Here is a 13,429-nt window from a genome sequence, read left to right on the forward strand (position 1 = left end):
TGCTGTATAGCAAAGATACACCAATCTATGGTGATACGTAACCGCTGATCAACCCTACGAGCAAGTCGTTCAGCGGCATAATCTGCGGCTCGATGCCCTCTGGCTTTTTGTGACTGTTACCGATGCCGCTATCATCTGTGAGAAACACATAAGTTCCGCCGGTGGCAATGGCAATAGAGCGCATTAACATCTCCGTTTCCAGGTCCGTGCCGCTGGCAGCGACTGGAATGATGCGAATCCCCTTCTCCGCAGCGGTTTGTGTCATCTGCCCAATACGTTCCAGCTCTTTTTGGCCGCGATGAGGAGGAGCGTCGAGCACAAGCAGCATCAACCTAGCCGTGGCGCTTGCGTTCCAGTCATGCTCGTTGATAGCGTTCAACAATGCTGCATCAACCGCTTCGGGATAATCCTGGCCCCCATCGGCTTCCTGCGCGGCGATTTGAGCTTGCGCCTTTGCCGCATCCTCCTGGAACGGGAACGATCGGATGACGTATTCATCCCCTTCATCACGATAAAAATTCGGGCTGATCCTGATATTCAGATTCTGCCCATTTTTCATTTTAACGCTGGACACAACATTCGTCAGTTCTTCGGACAAATACTTCAATTCATCTGCCATCGAGCCAGTCGTGTCGACAACCAGCATAAGGTCCAGTGTTTTTTTCGGCTGCGTCAGCTTGCCCGCAACATTGATTTTTATCGTTTCCCCGTTCCATTCCTTATCCTGAACAACGTAAGAGGACAAATCTGTTTTATCTGCAGGTACTTGAATCGTACAATCTTGTGGAATCGAAGGTTTGCTCCGTTCTGCATTCTCTACGGAACTTTGGGGGTCTTTCTGCTCGGACGAGTCCGGCTTCGCAGGCTCGGGATTCGGTTTGCCGCTCTGCCCAGACATTTCTCCGCCACCGAGCAACGAGGCAAATAGATACGTGATTCCCGAACTGTCCGTACGTGCCGTCCACTCCTTGGTGCTCTTGCATTGCAGCTGTACTTCCACATCGCGTGCGGGCTCACCGCCATTCGTCAGCTCCACCGTCAAGCGAAAATAGGACTCGAAACCCCAAGCCTGCGTCATTCTAGTTCCACGCCCATCTCGCATCAACTTCAACCAGTTATTCCATGAGAAATGGTCATCCCATTCTCCTGCTGTCAGCATGCCTGCTTGCGGCTTCGGTTGCTGAGGCTGTATCTCTGGCTTGTGAAAGCTGCGGTCCTCGCTGCCTTTAGCTGGCTTCGAACCCTCGTCGTTTTCCCCAGTAAAGCCATTGCTCTCTTCTGTTCCACTAGGTGCAAGATTTTCTCCAACTGCTCCATTAAATACGCGAATCTCTTCTGCTCCAACAGGCGCGTAGCTTTCTCCTAAGGCAGCGCCGTTAGTCTCAGCCCCTTTGCCGTTTCCATCTCCTTTAGCTGATGGCAGTTCAGAAGCTGCTTCAGTCTGTCCGAGTTTTGAAGAATTTTCGTTGTCCCCAACGACATTCTCGTTGCCACAACCAGAAGCTGCTGCAGCCAATACAATTAGGCCAAGCATCAACGCGGCTCGTAAGCCGTTTTCCATAGCTGGATGGAAAAAATCCCTTCTCCTCCTATTTCGTGATCCCCTTCTCAGTCGCTTCATTTCTGGCTTGTTCACCTTCTGAAGCCCTTCTAATTCCATCCCTTCCCTCCTCAGTTGAGTAATTAAACGTTACATATGGATAATTCATCCTGTTTTGTATGTTGATGAGTGTGACGTGGAGAGATGTGCAAATGTTGCATTATAGACAAGCTCCCCGTACAATCGGAAAAGATTCTGAATGACCAAAGTAAGAAATACGGAGGGGTTTTAAGAAATGGAAATCTATCAACTGGCTTCTCTGGAACTAACACATGAAAGCTGGACCCGAGAGCTGCGAATGGAGTCCGCTGAGCTTGTGCTCGTGACGGAGGCTGGCTCTAGGTTATGGTATGTTGATATAAACGGAATCGCGGATGAGGATCTGTTGGACTATTTCTACACCGCTTCTAATATTCAGGTAGAAATTCACGCAATCACAAAGGACGGCGCAAATCTGGCTGGAACTGCTTATTTCCACGCCAACAAAGCCCGCCATGCGGCCGCGTTGCGCGGCGATGGCGAGCTTGCTGGAGTATAGCTTAGCTTGTATCTCAGATCTAACGAATCGTAAACCCTTCAACGCGACAAATGCTCAAGAAGAAGCTCCAACTCCAACGAATGCAGCTTTTCTAGCAGCGTCGTGTCCAAACTGTTATGTCCGGTCAAGGCCGAGGCAGCGGCGAGGTCTGAAAACAGCGCTGCATTCCACTCCGGCTCTCGCTTCAACTTACGCAGCAAAGCTGCGTCAGCCTCTGGTGTTCCTTCAACGAGCTCCACTGCCCGACGCTGGAGCTCCTCCGCATACGGATGTGCGCCAGCGAGACGGAACCAGTATTTGGCGTTGGAATAGTCACCCTCTATCCGATGCATCATGCCGTGCAAATAGCTGCCTTCACGACTGTCCAACTCCTGTGAAAGCTCATGAGAGCGGTCCAGGCTGCCGTTCCGCAGATACAACCCGGAAACTAGCCCCAACATTCTCTGTCGACGGTCCAGCTCCTGATCCAAAAGTGGCTGGAGCTCCTGCAAATCGGCTGATACCTTATCCAGCCGCGCCTCCAGCTCGGAGCTGTCCGCACTTCCGACAGGACCGAGTGGCAGCCGATTCCCAGTCCGTTGTAGCAGAATCTCTTGCCGGATTTTTTCTAGCGAGGACTCAATGCTCCTAATCTCCATTCACTCCACTCCTCTGCAAGTTTTTCAATCCCAGGTCAGGTCCCCGCTTTTCCTTCAACCCAGGCTCTCATCGATCTCCACTTCAGGACACAGCTCCCAACTTCCCGACACTGGCCGAAAATGAAACCGGCTCAAAGAGTCATCTTTCGCCTCCACATAAACGGCTATGCCTGCGGGTTCAGGAACAATATGATGGATTTCTCCGCCTGGAACGAGCGGTTCTACCAGCGGGGCCAGAAGCGGAATCAACAGCTCCTCCAGCCATATTCGTTCCTGCTGCCAGCGGGGCGGATCAGTACGAGTCGGGTATCCTTGAAAAGGCGCGCCCAAAGCCGCCGCCAGCATAACTGGCTCATCTGGCAGCTTAATTCCAGCTCCGACGGCCGCTACGAAACGAAGACATAGCTCAACTACACGAACAACCTCTTCCTCTTCCATCGAGCCGTTTGCAAAGCGAATTTCCACCGTTCCGATCTCGAACCATGGCCTAATATTGACGCCGAATCGATGGGACTGCGGTCGACCGCTGTTTCGAATTGCCGCTGGATCCCCGGTTAAACGGAACTCATCTACTCTATCCGCAGGAAGCATCGGACAAAATAAGAGACGATGCGGACTCATATCCAGCAAAGTACTTAAAGCATGCTGACTCTGCAAAGCAGCCTCCAGCAGCGGAATTAGGATCGACTCGCCGTATCGAGCCAACTCAACATGCACATGCAGTCCGCAGCTCCAATTGGCCGTTGCTCCCTGCTGCCGCAGCCGCTCCAGCATCTCGCGGATCTGGTCTCGTTCTTCCCAGCGAAGCGGCGGCGCCTGCAACTCGCTTCCTGACTCCGCCCCGCTCTCATCAATCTGCCTTTCGTCCAGCGCCATATTCCAGCCCGGCAGCAGCTCCAGCTTTTCCGGCTCGCCGCCAATAAACTCGATTTCTACTCCGAAGCGCAGCGTTTTCCAATCTTCAAGCAAATTCATCTTATATCGCTCCTCCCTTATTTTAGAACAACCTCGATTCAATTAAGGGAGGAGGAGCACGGGACTAACGGGGAACCTTGTCTCTGTTCATGAAATAGTCTCCTTTTCAAAATTCAAATGGCTTTCTTGTTTTACACAGGTTTATCGCTATTTTACCATATTCATCCTCTCTTAAAGCTTAATTTCAACCTCCGATCATCAAAGTTAATTAACAACGGTGACTCCTGTATTGACTCCATTAATTCCACTAGTCGGCGGCTGCACATTGACAGCAAAGCTAGAAAACGGCCCCATACGATCAATCGTATTAGTAGTAAACGTCACGTTCATCGCATTTTTCACCCAGATGACGGACTTTGCGTCTATTCCCTTATCAGCGCCATTATTGTTCGGAGTGTCCAAATGCGTACGCAGAAACTTGTTGCCCGTCACGACCACGTTACTGGCATTGGTCAGATTCAGATTCAAGTGAAATAATAGTTACTATAAACTTTAGCGCTATTCAAGAAACTTTTCATAATAAGTTTTTCTCCTTTTTAGAGGCTATTCTTCTTCTTTTCTATATCTCTTCATAAGGAACAAAATTAATATGATGAAAAAAGCAACAACAGGCGCTATCTCCAACAAAATTTCGTTTTTGATAAAAAAACGATCAAAGGTTATGTACAGAAAAAGGACGAAGATAACCAACTGATTGTGTATATCCTTTTTCACAAAAATTCTCTCCCCTTCTTTTTTAAAATTTTATTACAATATTAGGGTAATATCGCCAAATCGACACTCTATTTATAGTATACAAAAATTTGGTATTATTTAAACTTTTTTTAATTTTAATAAATCCATTTTCGTGAAAATCGTAGTTCTACCCTAAGGTATGAAGTGATGATAAGTCTTATATATGTGTATTAAATTAATATAATTACATATATAACCTGATCCATTATACCTAATTTTTGATTTCTAAAATTTAAAACAGGTATTATGAACTACCCTCTTTGTCTCGTATTCTTACACAAAGACCTTTACAAGGGATTGGGAGATTTCTATCCAGAACGAAGAAACTACTTCTCTATTACAATATTTTTTGACTATTGAATAGCTCCAAAATCACTAGCGTTGCATAAAACTCTTGTACGAGACTATCCAAACACAAAAACAGCCCATTCACGTGGAATGGACTGTTTAATGTTGGGATGATCTAGCTGAACAAATGATAATCTAAAGCTCAATTGCTCCGCTTCAACTAGCTTTTTGCTGCAAATCTGCGCATGTCGAACGCAACTGCCGAAACGATGATTAAACCTTTGATGATCAGCTGCCAGTAAGGGCTTATACCGATAAATGTCAGACCATAGTTGATGACTCCAAAAATCAGTACGCCAGCCATAATGCCCTGAACGGTACCAATGCCGCCAGCCGTGGACACACCGCCGACTACGCAAGCTGCGATGGCGTCAAGCTCATACATATTGCCGTAGTTATTCGTTGCTCCGCCGGTACGCGCTGCTTCCAGAACGCCGCCGAGTCCGTACAGACCACCAGCAATTGCGTAGATGAAGATCAGGTTGCGCGCTACATTGATGCCGGATACATGTGCCGCTTGGACGTTGCCGCCGATCGCGTACATATTTTTGCCAAGCCGTGTTTTGTTGAAAATGCCCCAGCCGATAAACGCTACCCCAATGGCAATCAGCACGATATACGGGATTGTATAACCGCCGCCCAGATTGAAGTAGCCTGAGCCCCACATCGTGAAGTCCTTTCGCAATCCTGCGATCGGTTGAGATTGGTTTGGTTCCATATCAAAGTAAAGGGAGTTGATGCCGTATACCGCAACCATCGTACCGAGCGTCGCAATGAACGGCGGTACTTTGAATTTCGCGATTATGATACCGTTTATAACGCCGACGATAACACCGGCAAGAACGCCTATAATAATCGGAATGTAAACCGGTAATTGTTCGAGATTCGGAAAGAACTTAGCAGCGTATTTTTCCGTCTGAAGCATCGAAGCCGAGATAACGGCTGTAAGTCCCACAACGCGGCCGGCGGACAAGTCCGTGCCTCCAGCAATCAAGACGAAACCTGCACCGAGCGCGATAATTGCACGGGTGGAGTTCTGCTCCAGAATATTTTTAAGCGTAGAATAAGCAAGGAAATTAGGGTCCATAACGGCAATGACGATAACGAGTAATATCAGGACCAGAAAAATAACTCGTTTAGAAGCATAATCCTTAGCCCAGGCCGCCCAATCGCGGCCAGCCGGCTTTTGAGCCGATTCATTCATAGTAAATTCTCCTTTCGGTTAAGCCATTCGCTGCTGAGCTGCCAGCTTCATAATCTCTTGCTCTGTCGCTGTTTCACCTTCCACGATGCCCGACAATTTACCCTCGCTCATGACCATAATGCGATCGGACATGCCGAGCAGTTCCGGCATTTCGGAGCTGATCATAATAATGCTCCGTCCTTGCTTGGCGAGCTCAACGATGATGGAGTAGATTTCAAACTTGGCGCCGACATCGATCCCCCTTGTCGGTTCATCGAGCAACAAAATTTCCGGATCGGTCAGCAGCCAGCGCGCCAGCAGCACCTTTTGCTGGTTGCCGCCGGATAAATTGCGGATCAAGGTGTCCACTCCCGGCGTTTTTGTGCGGAAGCGCGCTACATTTTCCGCCGCCTCACGGCGACCCTTCGCCTCGTTGATCAAGCCAAAGATGTTTTGGTAACGGCCCAAATTGGCGATGATCGTATTCTCGTACACGGATAGTACCGGGAAAATACCCGTCGTCCGCCGCTCCTCTGTCAGCAGTGCCATGCCGTATTTTTTCGCATCGGCCGGATTGCGGATTTTGGCTTTGCGGCCGTCGATTTCGATGCTGCCCGACGCCAATTTGCGTAATCCGAACAACGACTCGATCAACTCTGTCCGCTGAGCTCCAACAAGTCCGCCAAGACCAAGAATCTCGCCGCGCCGCAGCTCGAAGCTGACGTCTTTAAACGACATTGGATTTACAGAGGTCAACTGATCCACTTTTAAAATAACTGAGGACGGAACATTGGTCCGCTCCGGGAACCGCTCTGTAAGATCGCGGCCGACCATTCGGCTAATAATCATATCCATCGTCAGCTCGCCTGCTGGCCAAGTGCCCACATAATTACCGTCGCGCATAATCGTCACATCATCCGATATACGCAGAATTTCTTCCATTTTGTGCGAGATGTAGATGATTGAGACGCCGCGGCCCCGCAGCTCGTTAATAATCTCAAACAGCTTCTCTACCTCATTGCCGGTCAGCGAGGAAGTTGGCTCGTCCATGACGATAATTCGAGAATTGTACGAAACAGCTTTGGCGATCTCGATGGACTGTATCTTGGATACCGATAGAGTGCCAGCTTCAGCCTCCGGGTCGATATCCAGTTTTAAATCGCTCATAATCGCTTTGGTTTCACGCAGCATTTTACGATGATCGACAAAGCGGATCGGCCCCCAACCAAAAGTCGGAAAACGTCCGAGCCATAAATTTTCCATGACGGAGCGGAACGGTACGGGATGCAACTCCTGGTGGATCATCGACACGCCGAGAGCCAAGGCGTCTCGGGAATTCGTAATGTCGGCCTTTTCGCCGTCCAGATAAATCTCGCCCTCGTCGGGCTTATAGATGCCGAACAAACATTTCATCAGCGTTGACTTACCCGCGCCGTTCTCGCCCATAAGAGCATGAACTGTGCCTGGTCTGACTTGGAGTGATACTTTGTTCAGAGCTAAAACGCCGGGGAAAGCTTTTGATATTCCACGCATTTCAAGACGATAAGGTGTGTTCACCGCTGCGCCTCCTTTATGTCATCCTTTCCACGCCTGCGCAGGCGGGAAGCAAAAAGGAACCCGCCGCGTCCCGGGCTGCGGGCTCCCTTCTGTTAAATCGCTTATTGCTGTGCGTCGGCAACATTGTCTTTCGTAATTTTTTTGTAGGCGATCCAGACGTATTTGCCATCGGTAATGTCATAACCCGTGTTTTCTTTCGTCGGGGTTTCGCCTTTAGCGAGTGCTGCTGCGAGCGCAACGGTAGCGCCGCCTTGGTTTTTGGCATCGTTCAGCACGGTGCCGAGCATAGTGCCGTCTTGCAGCGCCTGGATAGCAGGAGCGGTAGCGTCTACGCCGACAACCGGCATATATTTATCTCCCGAGAAGTAACCTGCCGCTTTGAGAGCTTCGATGGCGCCAAGTGCCATATCGTCGTTGTTTGCCAACACAGCCTCAATTTTGTCTCCGCGTGCTGCCAGCCAAGTTTGCATTTTGTCCTGGCCTTTGACACGATCCCACATCGCTGTATCCTGCTCCAGCTTTTCAACCTTGATGCCGGCATCTTCAATAGCCTGAATGGAGTATTTCGAACGCAGCTCAGCATCCTGATGTCCCGGCTCGCCTTGCAGCATGACGTATTGCAGTATACCGTCTCCATTTTTATCTGCTTTCGGATTCGCTTTCCAGTAATCGGCGACGATCTGGCCGGACAGCGTGCCGGATTCTTCAGCCTTGGCGCCGACGTAGTACACTTTATCCCATTTGTTCATATCCTCGGCTACCGGCTCGCGATTCAGGAACACAACCGGAATGTTAGCGGTTTTGGCTTTATCAATAATGACGCCAGCAGCGGTGCGATCCACCGGGTTAATAGCCAGTGCTTTGTATTTTTTCGAAATGAACAGGTCAACCTTCTCGTTCTGCGTCGGCTGGGCGTTTTGGCTGTCTACGATGTCCAGCTCCGCTTTATCCTTCGCTGCCGCCGTCATTGCGTTGCGTACGCCAGTCATGAAAGTGTCATCGAATTTGTAGATGGCAACGCCGACTTTCGGCTGTTCTCCGCCGCCGGAAGCACCGCCGGAATCTCCTCCGCTGTTGTCGCCTCCACCATTGCCCGAGCTGCAGCCTGCCGCCGTTACCATTACGGCTGCCAGCGCTGCCGCGAGAATTGCTTGTTTTTTCATCTAAATGACCTCCCCAGAGAATGAATGATGTTAACTTGGCGCCGTGCCGCCTGAGCGAATTGGCGCGTCGTTCTTATGTCTTTATTATGAAAGGGCTTACGATTTTTTCGAATGCAAAATCTTCACCCGTTCTATCGAAATCTTCCTCATTACAGTAGCTCGATTTTTATTAGGATGTTCATAAGCGATCCCAATCATGAAAAATAGGCCCTCTCGGGCCTATTTCACAAACGGAAACAACAACTTCTGATTGTCCATCCAGAACATGCTATCCGGCGTGACCGCCTTTGTTGCCAGCGTCAGCTTGACTTCAGGCTTCTCGCCGCGCAGCACCATACCGGCCTGCTTCATGCCAAGGTAACCGGCGTTGAAACCGCTCTGCACAATCAATCGATCGATAATTCCGTCCTGCAGCAGCTCTAGCTGCGGCGTTTCGCTGCCAAACCCGACGATACGAATACGAGAGCCCTCTCCCCGGCGTAACGATTCATCTGCTGCGCTCAGCGCGCCCTGCTCCTGCACGGCAATAATGCCGTCCACCTCATTGATAAGTTGACGCGCAGCCTCGGCGCAGCCATCCGGGGAGGTACCACAGGAATAACCGTCGTCGACCGTAATGCCCGGCTGGCGGCCCAGCTCCTCCAGCACCCCTTGAGCTCGCTCCGCATAACCGGGAGCACGCGAATCCGAGCCCAGCAAGGCAACTTTTCCTTTGCCGCGCAGCAGCTCCGCCATTGCGCTCCCGGCAAGCCGGCCAGCCTCTAAATTGTTAATCGTCACGGTGCTGGCCACACCTTTAACCGGATAAACATCGTTCAACGTAATAACAGCGGCTTCGTTATTCTGCGCCATCTCCACGACCGCCTCAAGCTGCCCGCTGCTGTCAGGGTCAAGCAGCAATACCGACGCACCTTCCTTCAACGCTTTTTCAGCGGCATTCTGCTGTCCCGTTACTTCCTCGATATAAATCAGCTCGCAGCCGAACTCCTTGGCGGCTGCTTCCGCTCCGAGCCGGATGGAATCGGCCAAAGCTCCATCCATTTGCGGGGCAATTAGGGCAACTCGGCCGATTATACCGTCTTCGGCAGGCGGCTGCCCTCTCTCAGAGCAGCCTTGCAGCAGCAGGACGGCAAGCGCCGCCCAAAGCAGCGAACCTCGTGCTAATAATCTCATGGCTGTTCCCCCTCCGCTTGCTGCTGCGCCGGAATTCGCACCCATACCGTCGTTCCTTCCTCCAGCTCGCTTTGGAATTCCAGGCCGTAAGCAGCGCCATAATAAAGTCTGATTCGGTCATGAATATTGCGCAGCGCAACCCCGGACCCTTTGCCCGTTCGCGACAGCTCCTGCTCGGCGGTTTCCAGCGAAGGCCCGCGCAGCAGGGATGCCGCCTTCTCCGGCGTCATGCCGACGCCGTTATCTTCCACCCGCAGCACGAGAACACCATCCTCAACACGGGCGTCAACCGCGATGCACCCTTCGTCGACGGAATATTCCAGGCCATGCTCAATCGAATTTTCCAACAGAGGCTGCAGCACCAGTTTGAGTGTCAAACATTGCCCCGCCTCTTCTGTCGCCGTAATGCTGAAGTTAAACTTGCGTCCGAAGCGCATTTGCTGAATCGTCAAATAATGATGCGCATGTTCCAGTTCATCGTGTACGGAAATAAGCGTCCTGCCTTTGCTGAGGCTGATGCGGAACAACTTGGACAAGGAAGTAATCATCGTGACAACCTCCTCGCCCCGGCTCATGCCCGCCATGCGTACGACCGAGTTCAGCGTATTGTACAGAAAATGCGGATTGATTTGAGCCTGCAACGCCTCCAGCTCATGTTTGCGCTTGGACTCCTGTTCAACGACGATCTGCTCCATCAACCCCCGAATCTTATGGATCATGAGATTAAAACGCCGCGATAATCGCTCGACCTCCAGCGGCCCGCCTACAGGCAGTTCTGCGTCGAACTGTCCTCTCTCTACAGAGCGCATCATTTTCTCGACCCGCTTGAGCGGACGGATGATCGACCGGGCGAGGAGAAAACCAACAAGCAGCACAATAATTAAGGCAACCGCAACGACGCGAATTAGATAAGCATTCACTTCCTCGCGCGTCGTCATCAGTTCGTCCATATAGCTGACGCCAACGATTTTCCAGCCAATGTTGCCTACGGATTGCACCGTTACGAGCCTTCGCTCACCATCCAGCTCCTCGATATAGCTGCCGTCCGCGACGAGCGCGCGCTCAATGCTCTCCCGCTTAAGCCCCATATACATCAGCTGCTGCTGCGGGTGATACACGATATTCCCGGCCCCTTCGTCGATGATGTAGACATACCCTCGGCGAGCAAGGCTGATTCGGCTGCTTAGCTCGTCAATCTGCTTGAAGTTTATGTCGACGAGCAGAATGACCTCCTGCGGCTGTCCGTCCCTTATGACGGTAACCCGCTTGCTCATACTGACGACCCATTTATAGCTGCCTTTGTACAGATTTTGAATATGCGGCAAAGAAAATCCAAGGTGATTCGGCACGCGAATCGCGGCTTGGAACCAGCCCTGACCGGTCGGATTCGCGCTTGAACGAAGCTCTGCCGCCGGCCTATTCTTAAGCAGAGCTCCATCCTCGCTGAATAAAGCAATAGATACAATGTCATCCCGGCTAACCATCAGCGTATCGAGCTGTTTATCCACTTCGGCTCCGTCCCACTGCCCCCCGGCGAGCATATTTTTCTCAATGGCCCGATAAAAATTGGACAATCCTCGCACGTAATCCTCCAGGTTATAACTTGCTTGGGCGACGATTTGACCGGAGGAGGTGAATGCACTTCGCTCTGCCGAGGCTGAAAACTTTTCGTGCAGCAACAAGGCGACAATGCCGATCGTGAGCACGATCATAATGGAAAACGACCAAGCAACAATGGATTGGATGCTGCTGAAACGGGAATAGCGAAGCCTTTGCCTCAAGCGGCTCCAAGCTGCGGCGGCCAGCCTCTTCACGGCTGAGCTCCTGTTTCCGCTTCCTTCCATTTGCTGCGGTATTCCTTGGGCGTGGCTCCCATATGTTTTTTGAAACAAAAGCTGAAATAGTTCGGCTCAGAAAAGCCAATCCGTTCAGCAATTTCAAACGCCTTCAGCTCGGTCGTACGCAAAAGCTCTTGAGCCAGCTCCATGCGCAGCTGCATCACATATTGGAGAAAGGTTAGCTTGACCTCGCGCTTGAACAGGCCGCAAAAATATCCAGCGCTTATATGCAGATGGGAGCATAATGTTGCAATGGACAGATCTGGATCATGGAGGCGGGACCGCGTGAAGCGAAGCGCCTCCTCCACCAAATCTTTGTAGGCATGCTGCCTCGTTCCAGCGATATGTCCCGTGAGTGCAACGCACAGCTCTTTCAGCCAGCGCTTTGCCTCAGAAAGCCCGTTTTGCCGAGCCAGCTCCGCATAGGGACTCGCATCCGAACCGAGCAGCTGCTCCAGCTCGACGCCGGCCGACTGAGCCGTCCGGCAGACGGAGGTCAGCACCTCCATCAAATAGAGCTGAATGCTGCTATACGTATGTCCCTCGCCGATTTCCCCGAAAATCGACGCCAGCAGGTCTGACAATTCCTCCATCGTCCCTACTTTAAGACAGCGCGACAGCGCCTGCTCCCTCAGTTCGTCAAAACGCAGCGGCGCGGAATTGCGCCGTTCCAGATCCTGCAGGAAAATAAGCCGATCCATACCGGGTACGATACGGTAATCCAAAGCAAGCAACGCTTCCTCATAGGCTTCCTTGATGCCGGATAGGCTGTCCTTAGGCAGACCTGTCCCAATCATAATTTCCATGCGCAAATAAAAGCCAACACTCCGCGCTAAATGTTCCAGCGTCGCCTGGCAGCGCTCGCGCCAGCCTGCTTCGCCTACGCCGAAGTCCATCAGCACGATGCTGTCCTGATGAAGAAAGGCAAGCCGATCCTCACGGGAAGCCCAGATCTCCTCTGCTACATTAAGGATGGCGAACAGCTTCAGCTCCATATCCGAGGAACGGGACAACGAACCGCTGGAGGTCGGCATCTCTCCCGGCTTCTCCACCGTCCCTGCTGATTCTCCCTCCGGCGAATCCAGCCGGATGATCGACACCGAGCAGCCTCCTCCGGCCAGATTCAGGCCGTAATGCCCTGCACGGCTGCGGATTAACCCCTCGTCGTACTGGCGGTACAGTAGCGAGCTGAGGAACTGCCCTTGCAGCTGCGGCTGGCTGAGCCGATAATGCTCCCTCAGCTTATGCGCATCCTCGCGCTCCGCCCGCTCAAGGTCCATTTTCTCCTTCAAGCCAAGCAGCAGCTCCGTCAGGCTTGCAGCCGTGAATGGCTTGAGCAGATATTCATCAACGCTAAGCGACACCGCCTGGCGCGCATAGTCGAATTCGTCATATCCCGTCAAAATAACGGTGCGAGCGAGCGGCAACTCCGTTTGCAGCCGTTTCACCAGCTCCAGTCCGTCTACAAACGGCATGCGGATATCAGTCAGCACAACATCCGGCTGCAGCCGGTCGGCCAGCTCCAGCGCCTCCAGCCCGTTTTCAGCCGTGCCGACCACCGAAAAGCCGCAAGCTTCCCAGTCGATTTCCGCCAGCAGCCCCTCTCTTACGTCGGCCTCGTCATCGGCCAGCAGCACGCGATACATATCATCCACTCCCCAGACAATCTATAGAGAACTAC

General features: G+C 51.7%; 11 protein-coding genes. 1 reads left to right on the forward strand and 10 read right to left on the reverse strand.

The window, feature by feature from the left end; translation table 11 throughout:
• Window positions 1-25: 25 nt before the first annotated feature.
• Entirely contained in the window at window positions 26-1,660 is a 1,635-nt protein-coding gene (locus CGZ75_RS11485) for a VWA domain-containing protein (protein ID WP_089524275.1), read from the reverse strand.
• Between the two features lie 175 nt (window positions 1,661-1,835).
• Between CGZ75_RS11485 and CGZ75_RS11490 the strand changes: the two genes are divergently transcribed.
• The gene (locus tag CGZ75_RS11490) at window positions 1,836-2,138 is read left to right on the forward strand and encodes a hypothetical protein (protein WP_089524276.1); all 303 of its coding nucleotides are present in this window, start codon (window positions 1,836-1,838) and stop codon (window positions 2,136-2,138) included.
• Window positions 2,139-2,176: 38 nt separating this feature from the next.
• Here CGZ75_RS11490 and CGZ75_RS11495 read toward each other — a convergent pair whose 3' ends face one another.
• The 9 genes from CGZ75_RS11495 to CGZ75_RS11530 all read right to left on the reverse strand — a co-directional run bounded on the left by CGZ75_RS11495 (window position 2,177) and on the right by CGZ75_RS11530 (window position 13,394).
• Window positions 2,177-2,776, reverse strand: a complete 600-nt coding sequence (locus tag CGZ75_RS11495; RefSeq protein ID WP_089524277.1) for a hypothetical protein — start codon at window positions 2,774-2,776, stop codon at window positions 2,177-2,179.
• Window positions 2,777-2,830: 54 nt separating this feature from the next.
• Entirely contained in the window at window positions 2,831-3,751 is a 921-nt protein-coding gene (locus CGZ75_RS11500; protein ID WP_089524278.1) for an amidoligase family protein, read from the reverse strand.
• 204 nt (window positions 3,752-3,955) lie between these two features.
• Entirely contained in the window at window positions 3,956-4,219 is a 264-nt protein-coding gene (locus tag CGZ75_RS24550; protein WP_141136725.1) for a hypothetical protein, read from the reverse strand.
• A gap of 775 nt (window positions 4,220-4,994) precedes the next feature.
• Entirely contained in the window at window positions 4,995-6,038 is a 1,044-nt protein-coding gene (mglC, locus tag CGZ75_RS11505) for a galactose/methyl galactoside ABC transporter permease MglC (RefSeq protein ID WP_089524279.1), read from the reverse strand.
• Between the two features lie 18 nt (window positions 6,039-6,056).
• On the reverse strand, window positions 6,057-7,550 hold the full coding sequence (locus CGZ75_RS11510; RefSeq protein WP_089524678.1) for a sugar ABC transporter ATP-binding protein: 1,494 nt from the start codon (window positions 7,548-7,550) through the stop codon (window positions 6,057-6,059).
• A 125-nt stretch (window positions 7,551-7,675) separates the two neighbouring features.
• Window positions 7,676-8,737, reverse strand: a complete 1,062-nt coding sequence (locus CGZ75_RS11515) for a galactose ABC transporter substrate-binding protein (RefSeq protein ID WP_089524280.1) — start codon at window positions 8,735-8,737, stop codon at window positions 7,676-7,678.
• 219 nt (window positions 8,738-8,956) lie between these two features.
• On the reverse strand, window positions 8,957-9,910 hold the full coding sequence (locus CGZ75_RS11520; RefSeq protein WP_176444775.1) for a substrate-binding domain-containing protein: 954 nt from the start codon (window positions 9,908-9,910) through the stop codon (window positions 8,957-8,959).
• Entirely contained in the window at window positions 9,907-11,724 is a 1,818-nt protein-coding gene (locus CGZ75_RS11525; RefSeq protein ID WP_342745662.1) for a sensor histidine kinase, read from the reverse strand. Before CGZ75_RS11525 ends, CGZ75_RS11520 begins: the two co-directional genes overlap by 4 nt.
• Window positions 11,721-13,394 (reverse strand): response regulator, encoded by a 1,674-nt coding sequence (locus CGZ75_RS11530; RefSeq protein ID WP_089524283.1) that lies wholly within the window; start codon window positions 13,392-13,394, stop codon window positions 11,721-11,723. The genes CGZ75_RS11525 and CGZ75_RS11530 overlap by 4 nt, the downstream gene beginning before the upstream one ends.
• Window positions 13,395-13,429: the final 35 nt, after the last annotated feature.

The organism is Paenibacillus herberti (assembly GCF_002233675.1).
GTDB classification, from domain to species: Bacteria; Bacillota; Bacilli; order Paenibacillales; family Paenibacillaceae; genus Paenibacillus_O; species Paenibacillus_O herberti.

Bases quoted from the DNA above. Each gene is read 5' to 3' on its own strand.
- CGZ75_RS11500 (WP_089524278.1), bottom strand. From the start codon at position 3,751: ATGAATTTGCTTGAAGATTGGAAAACGCTGCGCTTCGGAGTAGAAATC.
- CGZ75_RS11515 (WP_089524280.1), bottom strand. From the start codon at position 8,737: ATGAAAAAACAAGCAATTCTCGCGGCAGCGCTGGCAGCCGTAATGGTA.
- CGZ75_RS11530 (WP_089524283.1), bottom strand. From the start codon at position 13,394: ATGTATCGCGTGCTGCTGGCCGATGACGAGGCCGACGTAAGAGAGGGG.
- CGZ75_RS11495 (WP_089524277.1), bottom strand. From the start codon at position 2,776: ATGGAGATTAGGAGCATTGAGTCCTCGCTAGAAAAAATCCGGCAAGAG.
- mglC (WP_089524279.1), bottom strand. From the start codon at position 6,038: ATGAATGAATCGGCTCAAAAGCCGGCTGGCCGCGATTGGGCGGCCTGG.
- CGZ75_RS11520 (WP_176444775.1), bottom strand. From the start codon at position 9,910: ATGAGATTATTAGCACGAGGTTCGCTGCTTTGGGCGGCGCTTGCCGTC.
- CGZ75_RS11485 (WP_089524275.1), bottom strand. From the start codon at position 1,660: ATGGAATTAGAAGGGCTTCAGAAGGTGAACAAGCCAGAAATGAAGCGA.
- CGZ75_RS11510 (WP_089524678.1), bottom strand. From the start codon at position 7,550: ATGCGTGGAATATCAAAAGCTTTCCCCGGCGTTTTAGCTCTGAACAAA.
- CGZ75_RS11490 (WP_089524276.1), top strand. From the start codon at position 1,836: ATGGAAATCTATCAACTGGCTTCTCTGGAACTAACACATGAAAGCTGG.